The organism is Flavobacterium sp. WC2421 (assembly GCF_040822115.1).
GTDB lineage: Bacteria > Bacteroidota > Bacteroidia > Flavobacteriales > Flavobacteriaceae > Flavobacterium.
Map to the genome: position 1 here is coordinate 3,444,314 of NZ_CP162004.1, position 19,105 is coordinate 3,463,418.

General features: G+C 33.5%; 19 protein-coding genes. 17 read left to right on the top strand and 2 right to left on the bottom strand.

Translation table 11 applies throughout. The features are described 5' to 3' along the window. The first annotated feature begins 145 nt into the window (after positions 1-145). From AB3G33_RS14680 to AB3G33_RS14700, 5 genes are all read left to right on the top strand, one after another. Complete coding sequence (locus AB3G33_RS14680; RefSeq protein WP_367770913.1) at positions 146-1,459, top strand: TolC family protein; 1,314 nt, start codon at positions 146-148, stop codon at positions 1,457-1,459. 47 nt (positions 1,460-1,506) lie between these two features. After that, complete coding sequence (locus AB3G33_RS14685; protein WP_367770916.1) at positions 1,507-2,586, top strand: efflux RND transporter periplasmic adaptor subunit; 1,080 nt, start codon at positions 1,507-1,509, stop codon at positions 2,584-2,586. 184 nt (positions 2,587-2,770) lie between these two features. Next, complete coding sequence (locus AB3G33_RS14690; protein WP_367770918.1) at positions 2,771-5,962, top strand: efflux RND transporter permease subunit; 3,192 nt, start codon at positions 2,771-2,773, stop codon at positions 5,960-5,962. Positions 5,963-6,035: 73 nt separating this feature from the next. Beyond that, positions 6,036-6,341 carry a hypothetical protein gene (locus tag AB3G33_RS14695; protein ID WP_367770920.1) on the top strand — a complete coding sequence of 102 codons (306 nt, stop codon included), beginning with the start codon at positions 6,036-6,038 and terminating at the stop codon, positions 6,339-6,341. A 49-nt stretch (positions 6,342-6,390) separates the two neighbouring features. Then, positions 6,391-6,576, top strand: coding sequence for a DUF2892 domain-containing protein (locus AB3G33_RS14700; protein WP_367770923.1), 186 nt, complete (start codon positions 6,391-6,393; stop codon positions 6,574-6,576). A 141-nt stretch (positions 6,577-6,717) separates the two neighbouring features. On the opposite strand, the gene AB3G33_RS14705 is transcribed toward AB3G33_RS14700, so the two are convergent. Both AB3G33_RS14705 and AB3G33_RS14710 read right to left on the bottom strand, forming a co-directional pair. Further along, on the bottom strand, positions 6,718-7,725 hold the full coding sequence (locus tag AB3G33_RS14705; RefSeq protein WP_367770925.1) for a type II toxin-antitoxin system antitoxin SocA domain-containing protein: 1,008 nt from the start codon (positions 7,723-7,725) through the stop codon (positions 6,718-6,720). Positions 7,726-7,745: 20 nt separating this feature from the next. Then, positions 7,746-8,096, bottom strand: a complete 351-nt coding sequence (locus tag AB3G33_RS14710; RefSeq protein ID WP_367770928.1) for a hypothetical protein — start codon at positions 8,094-8,096, stop codon at positions 7,746-7,748. A 489-nt stretch (positions 8,097-8,585) separates the two neighbouring features. On the opposite strand from AB3G33_RS14710, the gene AB3G33_RS14715 reads away from it, so the two are divergent. The 12 genes from AB3G33_RS14715 (at position 8,586) to AB3G33_RS14770 (ending at position 19,059) form a co-directional block, all read left to right on the top strand. Next, positions 8,586-9,668: a DNA alkylation repair protein gene (locus AB3G33_RS14715; protein WP_367770930.1), complete on the top strand. Its 1,083-nt coding sequence runs from the start codon at positions 8,586-8,588 to the stop codon at positions 9,666-9,668. A 58-nt stretch (positions 9,669-9,726) separates the two neighbouring features. Beyond that, positions 9,727-10,257: a GNAT family N-acetyltransferase gene (locus AB3G33_RS14720; protein ID WP_367770933.1), complete on the top strand. Its 531-nt coding sequence runs from the start codon at positions 9,727-9,729 to the stop codon at positions 10,255-10,257. Positions 10,258-10,588: 331 nt separating this feature from the next. After that, on the top strand, positions 10,589-11,044 hold the full coding sequence (locus tag AB3G33_RS14725) for a MarR family winged helix-turn-helix transcriptional regulator (protein ID WP_367770936.1): 456 nt from the start codon (positions 10,589-10,591) through the stop codon (positions 11,042-11,044). Positions 11,045-11,055: 11 nt separating this feature from the next. Continuing rightward, positions 11,056-11,688 (top strand): NAD(P)H-dependent oxidoreductase, encoded by a 633-nt coding sequence (locus AB3G33_RS14730; protein ID WP_367770939.1) that lies wholly within the window; start codon positions 11,056-11,058, stop codon positions 11,686-11,688. Positions 11,689-11,728: 40 nt separating this feature from the next. Then, entirely contained in the window at positions 11,729-12,295 is a 567-nt protein-coding gene (locus AB3G33_RS14735; protein WP_367770941.1) for a YceI family protein, read from the top strand. A 331-nt stretch (positions 12,296-12,626) separates the two neighbouring features. After that, positions 12,627-14,027, top strand: coding sequence for an anthranilate synthase component I family protein (locus AB3G33_RS14740; RefSeq protein WP_367754089.1), 1,401 nt, complete (start codon positions 12,627-12,629; stop codon positions 14,025-14,027). Positions 14,028-14,120: 93 nt separating this feature from the next. Next, positions 14,121-14,684 carry an aminodeoxychorismate/anthranilate synthase component II gene (locus tag AB3G33_RS14745; RefSeq protein ID WP_367770943.1) on the top strand — a complete coding sequence of 188 codons (564 nt, stop codon included), beginning with the start codon at positions 14,121-14,123 and terminating at the stop codon, positions 14,682-14,684. 53 nt (positions 14,685-14,737) lie between these two features. Then, positions 14,738-15,730: an anthranilate phosphoribosyltransferase gene (trpD, locus tag AB3G33_RS14750; RefSeq protein ID WP_367770946.1), complete on the top strand. Its 993-nt coding sequence runs from the start codon at positions 14,738-14,740 to the stop codon at positions 15,728-15,730. Positions 15,731-15,814: 84 nt separating this feature from the next. Then, complete coding sequence (gene trpC / locus AB3G33_RS14755; protein ID WP_367770949.1) at positions 15,815-16,600, top strand: indole-3-glycerol phosphate synthase TrpC; 786 nt, start codon at positions 15,815-15,817, stop codon at positions 16,598-16,600. A 110-nt stretch (positions 16,601-16,710) separates the two neighbouring features. Further along, positions 16,711-17,349 carry a phosphoribosylanthranilate isomerase gene (locus AB3G33_RS14760; protein WP_367770951.1) on the top strand — a complete coding sequence of 213 codons (639 nt, stop codon included), beginning with the start codon at positions 16,711-16,713 and terminating at the stop codon, positions 17,347-17,349. Between the two features lie 13 nt (positions 17,350-17,362). Beyond that, positions 17,363-18,544: a tryptophan synthase subunit beta gene (gene trpB, locus AB3G33_RS14765; protein ID WP_367770954.1), complete on the top strand. Its 1,182-nt coding sequence runs from the start codon at positions 17,363-17,365 to the stop codon at positions 18,542-18,544. 194 nt (positions 18,545-18,738) lie between these two features. After that, positions 18,739-19,059 carry a gamma-glutamylcyclotransferase family protein gene (locus AB3G33_RS14770; protein WP_367754100.1) on the top strand — a complete coding sequence of 107 codons (321 nt, stop codon included), beginning with the start codon at positions 18,739-18,741 and terminating at the stop codon, positions 19,057-19,059. Positions 19,060-19,105 lie beyond the last annotated feature (46 nt).

The window sequence follows — 19,105 nt, forward strand, 5'->3', positions numbered from 1 at the left end:
AAATATAATGAAAAAATGTTAAGATAAATTCTTGATAGTTTTTTAAAAACAAATAAAACCACAAACCTAATCTGAATGTGACATTTGTTACTGTGCATACCTAGCTCTGAATTTATCTTTGCCTTAATAATTAGAAATAAAAATTATGAAGAAAATAAATTTAATAGTACTATTAGGAACAATTTCCATCTCTACTATTAGTTATAGTCAAGAAACTTTGCCTATTTCTAAGAGTGAGCTTTCGCAAAAAGTCTCCGATAAAAACTTACAGATTAAAATCGCCGAACAAGATTTTAAATCGGCAAAAGCAGATTATAGACAATCTAATTCTCTTTTCTTACCCAATATTACGGCTTCACATACTGCCATTTCGACAACAAATCCATTAATGGCTTTTGGATCTAAATTAAATCAAGAAATCCTTACGGCTTCCGATTTTGATCCAAATTTATTAAATAATCCAAATCGCACACAAAATTTTGCTACTAAAATTGAGGTTTTACAGCCCTTAATTAATGTAGATGGAATGTATGGAAGACAAGCTGCAAAAGCTAAAATGAATGCTTACGGATTACAAACCGAGCGCACCAAAGAATATCTCGAGCTAGAGGTGAATAAATCGTATATGGAATTGCAATTAGCGTATAAAGCAGTGGCCGTTTTAGAAAAAGCGAATGCTACCGCAGATGCTAATTTGAAATTAATAGATAATTATTTCAAGCAAGGAATGCTGCAAAAAACAGATTTACTTTCAGTACAAGTACGCGTAAATGAAGTTAAAAATCAATTACAATATGCTAAAAGCAATGTGCATAATGCTTCCGATTATTTAGCTTTTTTATTGAATGAAGATATTGGTGATAAAGTTTACAAACCAACCGAAGAATTAGAAAACACGATTACTATTAAAAATATAGATACTACACTTTCTGAAAACAGAAAGGATATTCAAGCCATGGATCAATCGACTGAGGCCTATCAAAAAATGTTTCTTTCCAGTAAAATGAATTTCTTACCACGATTGAATGCTTTTGGTAGTTATGAATTGTATGACGACGTACTTTTTGGAACTAAGGCTAAGGGATATGTTGTAGGAGCTCAATTATCATGGAATGTATTTGATGGTTTTAAATCAATAGGAAAAATGGAAAAAGCGAAAGCTGACTTTCAAAAAGCGGAAATTGAAACCCAACAATACAAAGCCAAAAGCCAATTGGAACTAAATAAAACTAACCGCCAGCTGAATGATGCCGAAAACAAGGTTGCTCTTTCTAAATTGGATTTAGAACAATCTCAAGAAGCATACAGAATAAGAAGCAATCGTTTTGCACAAGGATTAGAAAAAACGACTGACTTATTACAAACTGAAACTCAAATGTTCAAAAAAGAATTAGAATACTTACAATCTGTTTTTGAATATAATTTTACACAACAATATTTACAATTTTTAACGAAGTAAGATTTGTTAGAACAAAGAAGAAAGACAAAAAAATCAAACGAAAAACCATGAAAAAAATAATAACACTAATTTCAATCTCCCTTTTTATTTTAACATCCTGCAACGGAGAGAAAAAAGAAGCAGTTGCTGAATCTCCTGCAATTGCTGTTAAAGTAAGCGGAGTATCCGAAAATGATAACAGTCCATTTGTAAGTGCAAGTGGGAAAATTGAGGCCGAAAATAGTGCCGATTTAAGTACCCGAATGATGGGTTATGTAACTAAAGTTCATGTAACTATAGGTCAAAAAGTAAGCGCTGGACAATCATTAGTAAGCATCAACAATTCAGATTTACAAGCTAAAAAAGCACAAGTAGACGCTAGTATTCTTCAAGCAACTGCAGGTTACAATAGTGCTAAAAAAGATTATGATCGTTTTACAAACTTATTCAAACAACAAAGTGCTTCTCAAAAAGAACTAGACGACATGACGGCTCGTTACGAAATGGCTAAAGCAGGACTTGAAGGAGCAAAACAAATGCGAAATGAAGTATTGGCACAATTCAATTATTCTAATATTACAGCTCCATTTTCAGGAGTGGTAACGAATACTTTTGTAAAAGAAGGTGATATGGCAAACCCAGGAATGCCTTTAGTTAGTATCGAAGGAGCTTCTAAGTTAGAAGTTAGTGCGATGGTTTCTGAAACTGATATTAATGCTATTAAAAAAGGAATGCCAGTACAGGTTTTGGTAAAATCTTCTAATGAAAAATTGACAGGAAAAGTGAGCGAAGTGAGTTTATCAGCTACAAATACAGGTGGCCAATACCTAGTGAAAATAAATTTAGATAAAACGCCTAGTTCAGTCTTGTCAGGAATGTTTGTTAATGTTCAGTTTCCAGTTGAAAACAAAGAAAAAACTGCTGAAAGTAATGTTATTTTAGTTCCGGAAAGCGCTTTAGTACAGCAAGGACAACTTACTGGAATATATACTATTGGTAATGAAAATGTAGCGATTTTAAGATGGTTGCGTATAGGGAAAACTTTTGGCAACCAAGTAGAAGTTTTGTCTGGATTATCAGCAAACGAACAATACATTGTTTCTGCCGAAGGTAAATTGTACAACGGAGCGAAAGTTAGTATTCAGTAAAAAAAGTTTAAAGTTTAAGGTTTAAAAATCAGAACACCTAAACTGAAAACGAATAAAATAAATGTCATTGTTAATTCCAGCGTGAGGGATAGAAGTGAAAATCCTTTATGTTTTTTCTTTAAAAACATAAAGATTGAAACGAATAGCCCGACCCTTGTGGTCACGCCCAAATAAATAAAAAATTATGCAAGAAGGAATTTCAGGTAAAATCGCCAATTTTTTCATCAATTCAAAACTAACCATTTTGATGATGGTGGGTTTGATGATCATTGGTGTATATAGTTCTTTTCTCATTCCAAGAGAAGAAGAACCACAAATTAATGTTCCTATGGCCGACGTAATGGTAGGTTATCCAGGAGCGAGTCCTACTGAAGTAGAAAGTCGTGTGGCTAAACCGCTAGAGAAAATCATCTCGAATATTAAAGGGGTGGAACACGTGCATACGATGGCTATGAATGGTCAAGCGATGCTTATTGTTCAGTTTTACGTAGGTCAAGATGTGGAGCGTTCGTATGTAAAATTATACGACGAACTAGCAAAACACGAAGATATGTTCCCAAAAGGAGTGTACAAACCAATGGTAAAAACACGTTCTATTGATGATGTTCCTATGCTTGGAATCACGCTTTGGAGCGACAAAATGGACGATTTTCAATTGCGTCAAATTGCTGAAGAGGTAACTTCGGAAATTGAAAAAGTAAAAGATGTTGCTATTACAAAAGAAATTGGTGGACGTAGTAGAACACTAAAAGTAGTTTTAGACAAAGATAAAATGGCCGAGAATGGCATTGATGCTTTGGGTATCATGCAAATGATTCAAGCCAATAACAGTAGTTCTCAATCGGGAAGTTTTGTAAATCAAGATCAAGAATATTTGATTACTACAGGTAAATTCTTAACCTCAGCCGATGATGTAGAAAATCTTGTTGTAGGTGTCAATAAAAATATGCCGGTTTACTTAAAACAAGTGGCTACGATTCAAGACGGACCATCGACTGCTAGAAATTATGTGTCTTTTGGTTATGGTAAAACAAACGAAAACTATAAAAGCGCCCAATCTGAATATCCAGCGGTTACGATATCTGTAGGTAAAGTAAAAGGGGCTGATGCCATGAAAATTTCGGAGAAAATCATTGAAAAAGTAAACCATTTAAAATCGAACTTGATTCCGAACGATGTTCATGTTGAGGTAACTCGTAATTATGGAGAAACAGCATCAGACAAAGTGGGTGAATTGTTAATGCACTTAGGAATCGCTATTTTGGCGGTTACCATTTTAGTGATGTTTGCTATGGGCTGGAGAGGTGGATTAGTAGTATTCTTTTCGGTTCCATTAACGTTTGCATTGACTTTGTTCAGTTATTATATGCTGGATTATACGTTGAATAGAATTACACTTTTCGCCTTGGTATTCGTGGTGGGAATTGTCGTCGATGACAGTATTATTATCGCAGAGAATATGCACAGGCATTTCAAGATGAAGCGATTGCCCTTTAAACAAGCTGCTATTTATGCTATAAATGAAGTAGGAAACCCAACGATTTTAGCAACATTTACGGTTATCGCAGCTATTTTACCAATGGCATTTGTATCTGGAATGATGGGACCTTATATGAGTCCGATGCCTATAGGAGCTTCGATTGCTATGATTTTATCTTTATTTGTTGCCTTGACGGTTACGCCTTATTTAGGATATCATTTATTGCAAGAAAAAGACGAGCAAGGTCATAAAGAAGCCGAAGGTTTAGAAACTAACTTTATTTATAAAATATACAACAAGCTAGAGCGTCCTTTATTGGAAAGCAGCATGAAGCGTAGAGTGCTTGTAGGGGTAACTGTTTTGTTATTATTTGGTTCTGTTGCTATGTTTTTCACTAAATCAGTTTTGGTAAAAATGTTGCCTTTTGATAATAAAAATGAATTTCAAGTGGTAATTGATATGCCTGAAGGAGCAACTCTGGAAAGAACATCAGCGGTTACTAAAGAAATTGCACAGTATCTAACGACAATTCCAGAAGTCGTTAATTATCAAAACTACATTGGAACATCGGCTCCAATCACTTTTAACGGATTAGTTCGTCATTATGATTTGCGTGGTGGAAGTAATATGGCTGATATTCAAGTAAATTTATTACACAAAGAAGATCGAAAATTACAAAGTCACGACATTGCAAAAACGGTACGTCCTGAAATTCAGAAGATAGCTAAAAAATATGGTGCAAATGTAAAAATTATCGAAGTTCCACCAGGACCTCCTGTATTATCAACATTGGTTGCTGAGGTTTACGGACAAAATTACAAAGACCAAATTAAAGTAGCGCAACAAGTAAAAGACATTTTACATAAAACAGATGGAATTGTAGATATCGATTGGACTGTAGAAGACAATCAAACAGAATACAAACTGGAAGTGGACAAAGAAAAAGCAATGCTGAACGGGATTGCACCACAACAAATCGTGGGGAATTTGACGTATTTATTGAAGGAATATCCTATTTCTAATTTGTATGCTGAGAATTCTAATGACAATGTAGGTATTGTGCTTTCGCTAGACGATAAAGACAAAACAAGCTTGCAAGACATTCAGAACTTAAAAATAAAAGGAAGCCAAGGGAATATGATTCCTGTAAGTGATTTGGTAAAAGTAAAAACAGATACGCTACAAAAAACCATTTATAGAAAAGATCAAAAACGGGTAGTTTATGTAACCGCTGATATGGCTGGAGCGTTAGAAAGTCCTGTGTATGCCATTCTGGGAATGACCGAGAAATTGGACAAAATGAATATTCCAAAAGGTTATAAGGTCAATGAATTGTACATGGAACAACCTACAGATGAAAGTGATTTCACTGTAAAATGGGATGGAGAATGGCAGATAACTTTAGAAGTATTCCGTGATTTAGGTGTTGCCTTTATGGTAGCCATCGTAATCATCTATATGTTGATTGTGGGTTGGTTCCAAAACTTTAAAACACCAATCGTGATGATGCTTGCGATTCCGTTATCGTTAATAGGGATTGTATTTGGTCACTGGTTATTGGGCGCTTATTTTACTGCTACTTCTTTCATTGGTATGATTGCCTTGGCAGGAGTTATGGTGAGAAACTCGGTTTTACTGATTGACTTTATCGAAATCCGACTGAATGATGGTATCGAATTAAAACAAGCGATTATAGAGGCTGGAGCAGTAAGAACCTCCCCTATTCTATTGACAACTGGAGCTGTAGTTATAGGAGCATCTATCATCTTATTTGATCCATTGTTTCAAGGATTGGCTATTTCATTAGTATTTGGAGCTATTGTTTCTACTATTTTAACATTGATTGTAGTGCCGTTGATTTATTATGTGACGGAGAGAAAGAAATGGGAAAAATAAAAATTGTTCAAAGTTTAAGGTTTAAAGTTACAGCACTAAAACCTTACACTTCAAACCTTAAACAAAAAAACAAATGAAACTACTTATCATAACAGCCATCGCGGCATTTGACGCAGCCATCAAAAAAATGCTTAAAAAAGCAGATGTAAAAACATTTACCTATAAGGAGGTGACAGGATTTAAAGATATTTCTGAAGAAGCAATTGAAAGTAATTGGTTTGGAAGCGAAATGAATGAAAACGAATCTATTTTGTATTATGCTTTTGTAAAGAAAGAAAATGTAGATCTGTTTTTTGAACTGGTAAATGAATTTAATTTGGAACAAAAGACTTTGTCCAATATTCATATTGCCGTATTAAACATCGAAAAATCAAATTAACAACTCTTAAATTAGAGGAGAAGATTGCTTCATTCCTCGCAATGAAATTATGAAAAATAAAGTATTTAGAATTATCGTGGGATCTTTTATCTTAATCAGTTTGTTATTGACAATCTATGTAAATCAAAACTGGATGTGGTTTACCGTTTTTATAGGCGTTAATTTAATTCAATCTGGTTTTACCAAATGGTGTTTACTAGAGACTATTTTAACTAAAATTGGTTTGAAAGACTAATTCTAGTTTTTATATAAAATTCAAAACCCGAGTTGTTAAAGCAGCTCGAGTTTTTTTATGGATTGGAGAGAAGTAATCGATAAAACGTAAAAAGTTGTATATATTTGATGGTATAAGTTACTTGGCAAACATTTGAAAAAATCAGACGTGAATTAATTCAAATGCATAATTATAATCTATTAAACTTTTGCTTTTTTCATTCTCTAACCAAGCTTTTTCCTCATGGCTTTTCCCCATTATTTGAGTAGCATTGCAACCTCTGAATGTATTTACAATAACGTTTAAAGACTCTATTTCTTCGGAATTGAATAATTCTGAATTAAAATCTTTTTGACTGGATTTATAAAAGCATTTACCCCAATATCCATTTCCATAATCTTCCACTTTCATGAAAATATAGTCCTTATTTACAGCGTAATCAAATATACCTCCAAATCTTACTGGAACTGGACCATAATTATGCGCCATATAATTTGCGCCACTTATTGAATATGCTGTATTCTTATAATTATAAAAATCAGAATAAAATAATAATTTATTCATCATTGTTTCCGTAGGATTCAGCTTTTCAGCAAAAAACAAAATCATATTTGACATCTTTTCCATATCAGGTTTTCTATAACCTGTATAATTATCAGGTAACCTATTTTCAAATAAAATGCCTACATAATTTTTATCATCTTTGCTTTCTCGATAATTTTCAATGACAACTTCAATCCTTTTAAGGATTTTTATTTTTTCTTCATCATTCAAATCATTGTTTAAATCAACTAATAACTTAAAGTTCAAAATACTATTTGAAACCGTATTAATTAAATTAGCATTTGCTAAACTTGGAACTTCCCCCTTTTCATAATTCCTATAGCTATTCGTCCCAAAACCCAATATTTTGGACATCATACTTGCAGATAAACCATAAGTATTCCTCAATTTAATAATTTGGTCCGGAAATGGGATATTATGCTTATCCCTATATTGATTATACACTTGATTTAAATTAAATTCATCCAACTCTGTGGTTGTAAATGATTCTCCGCTATCTGCACAATAATAACTTTTGTGATTATATTCGAATTTTTCTTTTCTAAATTCCAAAATACTTTTTTCAATTTGTAAGGTCATTTCCTTACCTGTGATTGGACTTTTCATAATTAATTTGTTTTTTTAGTTTAATCCTTAAGAGGGAATTCCATTGGGAATTCGGCCTTATGAAAAGAAATACAAATTGCTTGGTCTGTGATTTTTGAAATAGTCAACTTAATATAAATTTGCTGACCTTTAATTGTTTTACCGAAAACCCACATTTCAGCTCCCCCTTGTTGAGTTTCCTCTAAAGGACCTTCACTATAATCATCAATTTCTAGATTGAAAATTATTTCTTCACGCATTTTGGCAGTAATGCTTAAATCTGCAAGATTTTGAATACTATTTTTGGGGCGATTGGAGAAGATAATGCACCATACTTTAATAATCTGCTTCAGTTTTTGCAAAAAAGATTTTGCAATTGCTTTATCCGCCATCTTAACGTGTTAAATTATATGCAAATATATAAACATTAAAATAAAAAACACTATAAAGTTGAACTATTAACAAAATATAAACAATTAAACAACTTTAAAGTTTATATAAAAAAAACAAACATTAGTTTAATTTAATGATTTGTCTATATTTTTAAAGGCTTGGTATTGGCTCATTAACACCGAAAGCAAGCCTCGGGAATGTTATAACAATTAAAAAATACAAAAAATAACCAATAAACAACTCGCCCTATCTTCCAATACAATTTACTCTTTTTTCAAAATTACAGAACGCAAACGCTCCTCATTTTCATCTCCCCAATGACTTAAAACTGAAATCACCGGAATCAGTGTTTTTCCAAAATCAATGAAAAACGTATTTCATCATTGAAAATAACGGTTTAATTATTTTCTTAACAAAACGAGATAGACCTTAAAATAAAGAAAATGCTACCTTTGTTGGTGGCATTTTCTAATTAGTAAAAATAAAATATGGCAGCAGAATTGAAGGAGATGTTCAATAAAAAATTCTATGAGCGTTTAGCAACAGCATTTAATAATGCAGATGTGAATTTTAATACTACAAAATTCATTGATGAAGTAACTATTGGTTTAGAAAACAGGTCGTTAAATGAACGATTGCGTTTTACATCCATTACACTTAAAAATCACCTTCCAATAGATTTTAAAGAAGCGATACAAGTATTAAACAAGGTAATTCCAAACAGTCCAACAGGTTATACGGCACTTATTTTTCCTGATTATGTGGGGCAATTTGGTATTCATGATTTTGAAACTTCCATGGAAGCACTGGCTTATTACACCCAGTTTGGCTCCTCTGAATTTGCCATTCGGGAATTTTTAAAACACGATTTTGATAAAACCATTGAAATGATGAAAGTATGGGCAAATTCGCCAAATCATCACATACGAAGACTGGCTTCCGAAGGTTGCAGACCCCGCCTACCTTGGGCTATGGCTATTCCTGAACTTAAAAAAAATCCTTCTCCTATTCTACCGTTATTGACCAATCTCAAATCAGACACCTCAGAATATGTTAGACGAAGCGTAGCAAACAATCTTAACGACATTGCCAAAGACAATCCAAAAATAGTTATTGAAATTGCCACCAACTGGAAAGGACACAGCAAGGAGACCGATGCCATTATAAAACACGGTTGTAGAACCTTGTTAAAGCAAGGAAATACTGAAATTTTAAAACACTTTGGACTTGATAGTTCAAATATAGCCATCGCCAATTTTGAAATAAGTACTCCAAAAGTAGCTATTGGAAACCATTTGGAGTTTTCGTTTTCTGTTCAAAATAATAATGAAAAACAACAAACAGTACGACTTGAATATGCGGTTTATTATCTTCGACAAAACGGCCAACTTTCAAAGAAAGTATTTAAAATAAGTGAACGTCTTTTTGAGCCCAAACAATCTTCTGATATTAATCGAAAGCAAAGTTTCAAACTCATTACCACTCGAAAATTTTACGTTGGACAACAAAAACTTTCGATTATCATAAACGGAGAAGAAAAAGATAGTGCTGCATTTGAACTGATTGATTAGAAATCATCTTCCAATACCCAAATAGTGCGTATATTCGGTACCAACAAAACAAAGTCAAATGAACTTTTCATCTTTTCCAAAAATAAAAACAGAGCGCCTATTATTGCGAAAAATCGAAGAATCAGATGCTCCAGTGATCTTATACTTACGCTCGGATGAAACCATTAATCAGTTCATCGAAAGACCTGAGAACCGAAAAACAAAAACACTCGAACAAGCCTTACAATTTATTACCGATATCAATCAAGACTTCGAAAACAATAAATCGGTGACTTGGGGAATCGTTTATAATAACCAACCTGAACTTATTGGTACCATTTGTTTTTGGAATTTTTCGGACAACCATACCATTGCTGAAGTGGGTTATGGTTTAAGTCCTGAATTTCAAAATAAAGGAATCATGACAGAAGTGCTACAGCGTATTATCGATTTTGGTTTTAACGAACTAAAACTCGCCAAAATAGAGGCATTCACACATACTAAAAACGAAAATTCTAGAAAACTACTAGAAAAATGTGGTTTGCAATTCATACAAGATCGAAAAGATGATGATAATGATTCCAATGTTATTTACGAGATCCTAAATTAGAAGAGTTAGCTTTTTATCTTAATAGTAAGTAAATTATCTTACAATGGGAACTCAAAGCAAATCTAAAAAAGGGATTCAAAAAGAGCTACACCCTACTTCTGTCTCCTTTTAAAACTAATCTAAAAACCACAATTTCATACTAATTAAAAAATACGGCTTTTAGATTGAACATATAACTACTTCAAAAAAAAACACATAATACACTAAAAAACAAATACTTATAAGCTAATCGATTCCGTCTAAATAAAATAATAACAAATAATTAACTTAACACTTGTATATACAAATAAAAAAAGTGTTACATTTGTACCAACAAATAAGATAAGGTATTATGAAAATTGAAGATGAAATAAAAAGCACCATACCATTAGATATTTCAAAAAAAATTATTTTGAATATTTTATATACTCAAAATATCACAAATGAAAAATTTAATGAGGTGATGAAACCTTATGACATCTCTGGAGAACAATATAATGTTTTACGAATTTTAAGAGGTCAAAAAGGAAATCCAGCTAACATGTGTGTGATACAAGAACGCATGATAGCAAAAACCAGTAACACCACTCGCTTAGTTGATAAATTGTTATTAAAGAATTTCGTGACTAGAAATGTTTGTCCTGAAAACAGAAGAAAAATTGAAGTGATGATTACTCAAAAAGGATTAGATGTTTTAACTGAATTAGATCCTAAAGTAATAGAACATGAAAAACACTTCTCGAAGAATTTAAATACCGAAGAGTTAGAATTATTAAATGAATTATTAGAAAAATACAGAAATCAATAAATATAAAAATTATGAATACCTTTTTAGATAAACAAAACTGGCGTTATGCTACAAAAAAGTTCGATAGCTCAAAAAAAATTACTGAATCTGATTTAGATTTTCTTAAAGAAGCAGTTCGTTTAAGCGCTTCTTCATTTGGACTTCAACTGTACAAAGTGATAATTATTGAAAATCCAGAAATTAAGGCACAATTATTGCCCGTTGCTTATGGTCAATCTCAAATTACTGATGCTTCGCATTTATTTGTTTTTGCCAATCAAACAAACGTAGGAAATACAGAAATTGATGCTTACTTAAAAAACACAAGTGAAATTAGAGAATTGCCATTGGAAGCATTAGCAGGATATGGTGATTATATTAAAGGGTTTGTGAATCCAATTCCTGAAGATGCTAAAAATGTTTGGACAGCAAAACAAACATATTTGGCTTTAGGAAATTTATTGAATGCCGCTGCTGAATTAAACATAGATGCAACTCCAATGGAAGGTTTTAATGCAGCACAGTTTAATGAAATATTAGGATTAGACAAACTAAACCTAAACGCAGCTGTAATAGCACCAGTTGGATACCGTCATACAGAAGACGATACCCAACATTACAAAAAAGTTAGAAAATCAAACGAAGATTTATTTATCACATTATAATTAGTAATCAAAATTCAATTCAAACAAAAAAATTAAACAAATGAAAAATTTAAAATCAATTGCATTAGCATTAGTAGTAGTTTTATCTACAGTATCAGTATCTGCACAAACTAAAAAAGTAGATGCAGCAGCAAGTACAATCAACTGGGTTGGAAAAAAAGTAACTGGACAACACAATGGAACAGTAAATCTTAAAGACGGTGCACTTGTTTTTAAAGGAGCAAAATTAGTAGGTGGAACTTTCACAGTTGACATGACTTCATTGACTTCTACTGATCTTTCAGGTGAATACCAAGGAAAATTAAACGGTCACTTGAAATCAGAAGATTTCTTCGGAACTGAAAAATTCCCAACTTCTACATTAGTTTTCAAAAAAATTGGAGCAAAAGCTAAAAATGTTTACACGGTTACTGCTGATTTAACAATTAAAGGAATCACTAAACCAGTAACTTTTGATATCGCTGTGAACGGAAATACAGCAACAACAGCATTCAACGTAGATAGAACTAAATATGACATTAAATACGGTTCAGGAAGTATTTTTGATAACCTTGGAGACAAAGCAATCTCTGATGAATTTGAATTAGCAGTAGCTTTAAAATTCTAAATATTATATAATACCACGTTTACTAATTCACCCAACAAGTAATTGTTGGGTTTTTTACTTCAATCTATCTAATAATCTAACAAAAAAGATTAAAAAATTAGATTTTTTTTAGTTTATTGTATTTGAATAACCAATTTACATTTATATATTTGTAACATGAAAACAACAATAAACAATACTTGGTGGTGGAACAATTTACGTCAATAGTCGTGAACTAAGCTCCTATAGTATTATCAAATATAAATATAAAAGGCTTGTCATGACGACAGGCCTTTTTTTTGTGCTAAAAAGTTGCCTTTCATCAAATTATAAATCATAAAAATTATTTCAATTGAAACTATTTACTTTAAATACTAAATACAAACAAATACTTGCAGATACGATAACTCCTGTGAGTGTTTATTTAAAAATACGTGATAAATTCCCTAATAGTTTATTGCTTGAAAGTAGTGATTATCATGGAAGTGACAACAGTTTTTCTTACATCTGTTGCAATCCTATCGCTTCGATAAAAATCGAAAACGAAACTATTTTCAAAACCTATCCTGATGGGACTTCTGAAAAAATAGCGATTGATGAAAATACTTCAATTCCAGAAGTTATTCAAGAATTTTCACACCAATTCAAATCAGAAAAAAATGATTTTAAATTCATAAACAATGGGTTGTTTGGATATATCTCTTATGATGCAGTTCGTTATTTTGAAAAAGTAAAAATTGCCAAAAAAGAAAATAGCAATACCATTCCTGATGTGTATTATGCCGTATACCAAAATATAATTGCGATTAACCATTTCAAAAATCAAGCTTATATTTTCTGTCATAGTTTAGACGGAAGAAATAATATTTCAGAGATGGAGCAACTGTTACAATCAAGAAATATTGCCTCTTATAAATTTACCAAAGAAGGAGAAGGTTTCTCTAACTTAACTGATGAAGAGTTTAAACACAATGTGGCTCTGGCCAAAAAGCATTGTTTCCGTGGAGATGTATTTCAATTAGTATTATCACGCCGTTTTACTCAAGGTTTCAAAGGAGATGAATTCAATGTCTATAGAGCATTAAGAAGCATCAACCCATCCCCTTACCTCTTCTTTTTTGATTATGGTGATTTCAAAATATTTGGCTCTTCGCCCGAAGCTCAAATTATAGTTAAAGACCGTAAGGCAGAAATTCATCCTATAGCAGGAACGTTCAAACGTACTGGTGATGATGAAAAAGATGCGGTTCTTGCCAAACAATTATCTGAAGACAAAAAAGAAAATAGCGAACATGTGATGCTAGTCGACTTAGCTCGTAATGATTTAAGTCGCAACGGTCATAACGTAAACGTAGAACGCTATAGAGAAGTGCAGTTTTTCTCTCATGTAATTCATTTAGTTTCAAAAGTAACGGGGCATTTACATGAAAAAGCCACTACAATGCAAGTGGTAGCGGATACTTTCCCAGCTGGAACATTGAGTGGAGCACCTAAACACAGAGCGATGCAATTGATTGAAGATTACGAAAAAACAAATCGTAATTTCTACGGTGGCGCCATCGGTTTTATGGATTTTGAAGGCAACTTTAATCACGCGATAATGATACGAACATTCTTAAGTAAAAATCACCAATTGCATTCGCAAGCCGGCGCCGGAATTGTAGCCAGCTCTGATGAAGAAAGCGAAATGCAAGAAGTATATAACAAATTAAGAGCATTGAATACCGCACTTGATTTGGCAGAAACAATTTAAAAAATAATTAAAAGATTTAATAATTTAAGTATTTAAAGATTACTCGAAATGAGCTTTTTTCAATCTTTAAATCTTTCAATTTTCAATAAAAAAATGAAAATACTAGTTATAGATAATTACGATAGTTTCACATACAATCTGGTACATTACCTAGAGGATTTAAACTGTGAAGTGACAGTATATAGAAACGATGAATTTGATATAGATGAAATAGCGCGTTTTGATAAAATACTACTTTCTCCAGGTCCTGGAATTCCAGATGAAGCAGGATTATTGAAAGCTGTAATTCAAAAATACGGTCCTACCAAAAGTATCTTTGGAGTATGTCTTGGTCAACAAGCCATTGGTGAAGTATATGGAGGAACGCTTTCTAATCTAGACAAAGTGTATCATGGTATAGCTACCAATGTAAAAACCGTTGTCGACGATGAACTTTTATTTGAAGGATTAGGTAACGAATTTGAAGTAGGACGCTACCATTCTTGGGTGGTTGATGCCAGTTTACCCGATGTACTTGAAGCTACTTCATTCGACGAAAATGGACAAGTAATGTCGTTGCGTCACAGAACCTATGATGTACGCGGTGTACAATTTCATCCCGAAAGTGTTCTGACACCAAACGGGAAAAAAATGCTAGAGAATTGGGTTAAAGCATAATGTTCAATTTTTAGAACTTGAAACTTGAAACCTAAAACTTTAAACAAAAAAAAATGAAAAACATACTAAATAGATTAATCAACCACGAAATGCTATCCAAAGAAGAGGCAAAAAATGTATTGATTAATATCTCAAACGGAAGTTATAATCCAAGTCAGATTTCCGCTTTTTTAACCGTGTATATGATGCGTAGCATTAGTATTGAGGAACTTGCAGGATTTAGAGAAGCACTATTGGAATTGTGCATTCGTGTTGATTTAGCATCCTATAATGCTATTGATTTATGTGGAACTGGTGGTGACGGAAAAGACACTTTCAATATCTCTACATTGGCTTCATTTATAGCGGCTGGTGCGGGGATTAAAGTCGCCAAACATGGTAATTACGGTGTTTCTTCCATCTCTGGATCTAGTAATGTCATGGAAAAACTAGGAATCAAATTCAGTAATGAAAATGACTTCTTGGAAAGAAGTATTGATAAAGCTGGAATTTGTATTTTACATGCTCCCCTTTTTCATCCCGCTATGAAAAATGTAGGTCCAATCCGAAAAGAATTGGCCGTAAAAACCTTTTTCAATATGTTAGGACCAATGGTAAATCCTTCCTTTCCAAAAAATCAGTTGGTGGGTGTTTTTAACTTAGAACTAGCTAGAATGTATGCGTATTTATACCAAAATACCGATGTGAATTTCACTATTTTACATTCATTAGATGGCTATGATGAAGTTTCATTGACTAGCCCAACAAAGATTATCACTAGCAGTATGGAAGGAATGTTATCCCATGAAAGTTTTGGTGTTCGCCTTTTATCACAAAGTGAAATAGAAGGAGGGAAAACAATTGATGAATCAGCTCAAATGTTTACTGACATTCTATCCGGTAAAGGAAATGAAGCGCAGAATAATGTGGTATGTGCCAATGCGGCCATGGCAATTGCAACAGTGACAAAATGCACGCCACTAGAAGGATTTGGTCAAGCCAAAGAAAGTTTACTTTCAGGAAAAGGATTAAAAGCGTTGAAGACGTTGCAGGAGTTAAGTAAATAAAAAAATAGTTTAAATTTTAAGGTTTAAAGTTGATCAAAACGGGGACTTTAAACTTTAAACAAAGAAAACTTTAAACAAATAACAATGAACATACTCGATAAAATAATAGTTGATAAAAAACGAGAAGTCATTCTCAAGAAATCCATAATTCCCGTTTCGCAATTGGAAGCTTCGATTTTCTTTGATAAAAAGACTATTTCATTAAGTGAAAACTTAAGAAACAGTACTACTGGAATCATTGCGGAGCACAAACGTCGTTCTCCTTCAAAATCAGTTATCAATCATAGTTTTACCGTAGAAGAAGTGGTAAAAGGATATGAAACTGCCGGTGCTTGTGGTATTTCAGTATTGACTGATGGGAAATATTTTGGAGGTTCTTTGGATGATTTGCTTTTGGCAAGAGCTTCAGTGAATATTCCGCTATTGCGAAAAGAATTTATTGTCGATGAATACCAAATCCTAGAAGCCAAAGCACATGGAGCCGATTTGATTCTACTAATCGCAGCGGTTTTAACGCGTGACGAAATCAAATTATTATCTGAGTTTGCCAAAAGTTTAGGTCTCGAGGTTTTACTTGAAGTGCATAACCAAGAAGAATTAGAAAAATCAATCATGCCTACCTTAGATATGATAGGTGTGAACAATAGAAACCTAAAAACCTTCGAGGTAAGTTTGGATTTCAGTAAGCAATTGGCTGATAAAATCCCGAATGAGTTCGTCAAAGTTTCCGAAAGTGGAATATCGTCAATCGAAGCCATAACCGAATTAAAGCCGTATGGATACAAAGGTTTTTTAATTGGTGAAAACTTCATGAAAACAGATAATGCTGGTCAAGCTGCAGCAGAATTTATAAAGCAATTAACTCGTTAGAGAAAAGAAAAAAGAGCAAAGAATAATATAGAATAAAATTAAAGCAAAGCTTAGCGAACTTCGCGAAACCCTTGCGCACTTTGCGGTTAAATACGTTTAAATAAAAGATTATGAAAATCAAAATCTGCGGTATGAAATATCCCGACAATATTCTCGAACTAGGACCGCTCCTACCCGATTATATGGGATTTATATTTTGGGAAAAGTCAGCGCGCTATTTTGATGGAATTATTCCTGAATTGCCAAAATCAATAAAAAAAACGGGCGTATTTGTCAATGAATCGATAGCAAATATTGTTGAAAAAGTAAAGCAACACGATTTACAAGCCGTACAATTGCATGGCAAAGAATCAGTGGTTTTTTGTGCCGAATTAAAAAAAACATTGTTAAAGGATATCGAAATCATAAAAGTATTTTCAATTTTGGATACCTTTGACTTTGAACAGCTTAAACCATTTGAATCGGTTTGTGATTATTTCCTTTTTGATACCAAGGGAAAATTACCTGGCGGAAACGGAACCACATTTGATTGGAAAGTATTAGAGAACTACCCTTCGTCAAAACCCTTTTTCCTAAGTGGCGGAATAGGACTCGACGAAATGGAAGCGGTTAATGAAATTTTAAAAACTAATTTACCTGTTTATGCTATTGATGTAAACAGTAAATTTGAAATAGAACCAGGATTAAAAAATATATCATTCTGTAGAGAAGCGCTGCAGTGCGTCTCCACGTTGAATGATCCACAATAAAAAAAATAAAAAGATGTCATACAACGTAAACGAAAAAGGCTATTATGGTGAATTTGGAGGAGCCTACATTCCTGAAATGTTATATCCAAATGTAGAAGAGTTGCGTCAAAATTATCTAAAAATCACGGCTGAACCTGAATTTCAAGCCCAGTTTGACGCGCTACTTAAAGATTACGTAGGTCGCCCTACACCATTATATTTTGCAGAACGTTTATCTGAAAAATACGGAACTAAAATCTACCTAAAAAGAGAAGATTTGTGCCATACTGGTGCGCATAAAGTGAATAATACTATTGGACAAATATTATTAGCCAAGTGTTTAGGTAAAAAACGCATCATTGCTGAAACTGGTGCAGGTCAACATGGTGTGGCAACTGCCACCGTATGTGCGTTGATGGGATTGGAATGTATCGTGTACATGGGAGAAATTGACATCAAACGTCAGGCACCAAACGTAGCACGTATGAAAATGTTAGGTGCAGAGGTTCGTCCTGCACTTTCGGGTTCAAAAACTTTGAAGGACGCTACAAACGAAGCTATTCGCGACTGGATCAACAACCCTGTAGATACCTATTATATCATTGGGTCTGTAGTTGGACCGCATCCGTATCCTGATATGGTGGCGCGTTTTCAGTCGGTGATTTCTAAAGAAATAAAAGAGCAATTATTAGAGAAAGAAGGTCGTGAAAACCCAGATTATGTAATCGCTTGTGTAGGTGGTGGTAGCAATGCCGCTGGTGCTTATTACCATTTTCTAGACAATCCTGATGTAAATATTATAGCTGTTGAAGCTGCTGGTTTAGGTGTGCATTCTGGTGAAAGTGCTGCAACTTCTGCTTTGGGAAAAGTGGGGGTTATTCACGGAAGTAAAACTTTGTTGATGCAAACGCCTGATGGCCAAATTACCGAGCCGTATTCTATTTCGGCAGGGTTAGATTACCCTGGTGTTGGACCTATGCACGCCCATCTATTTGCTTCGGGTAGAGCACAATTCATTTCAATTACCGATGATCAAGCCATGAATTGGGGATTGCAATTGTCCAAAATGGAAGGAATTATCCCTGCCATCGAGAGTGCTCATGCCTTTGCTGTACTAGACGAAATGAAGTTCAAAAAAGAAGATATTGTGGTCATCAATCTTTCGGGACGTGGCGATAAAGATTTAAATACCTATATCGATTATTTCAAATTATAGTTGGGTATACCCTGAATTTATTTCAGGGCGTTACCGTTTACCCTGAAAAAGTTCAGGGCAAGCGGTCGGGCTATTCGCTAAATTTTTTGTTTCGTTCCTAGAGGCGGGACAAAACAAAAAGATACCGCTGCTATCCCTAACGCAAACAAAAACGAGAAGATTAAATTTTTAAATAAATTTTCAAAACAGAAAAAATGGAAAAATTATTCGCTTACGGAACCCTAAAAGACAAAGACATTCAAGAAGATGTTTTTGGACGAACACTTCGTGGAGTTCCTGAAACATTGATGGGATACGTAGTAAAAGAAATCCTAATTGAAGAAGAATTTGGAATGGAGCCTTATCCTATTATTGCTCCTACTCAAAACAATGAAGACACCATTGAAGGGATGGTTTATGATTTAACCGAAAAGGAATTGCAGCTTGCTGACACCTATGAAGGGAGCCATTACAAACGTGTTGAAGTACAGTTGCAGTCCAAAGAAATCGCTTGGGCCTACAGTGCAAAAATTTAAACACCTATAAATAAGCTAAAAACAGATTTTACATCTGAAAAAATAC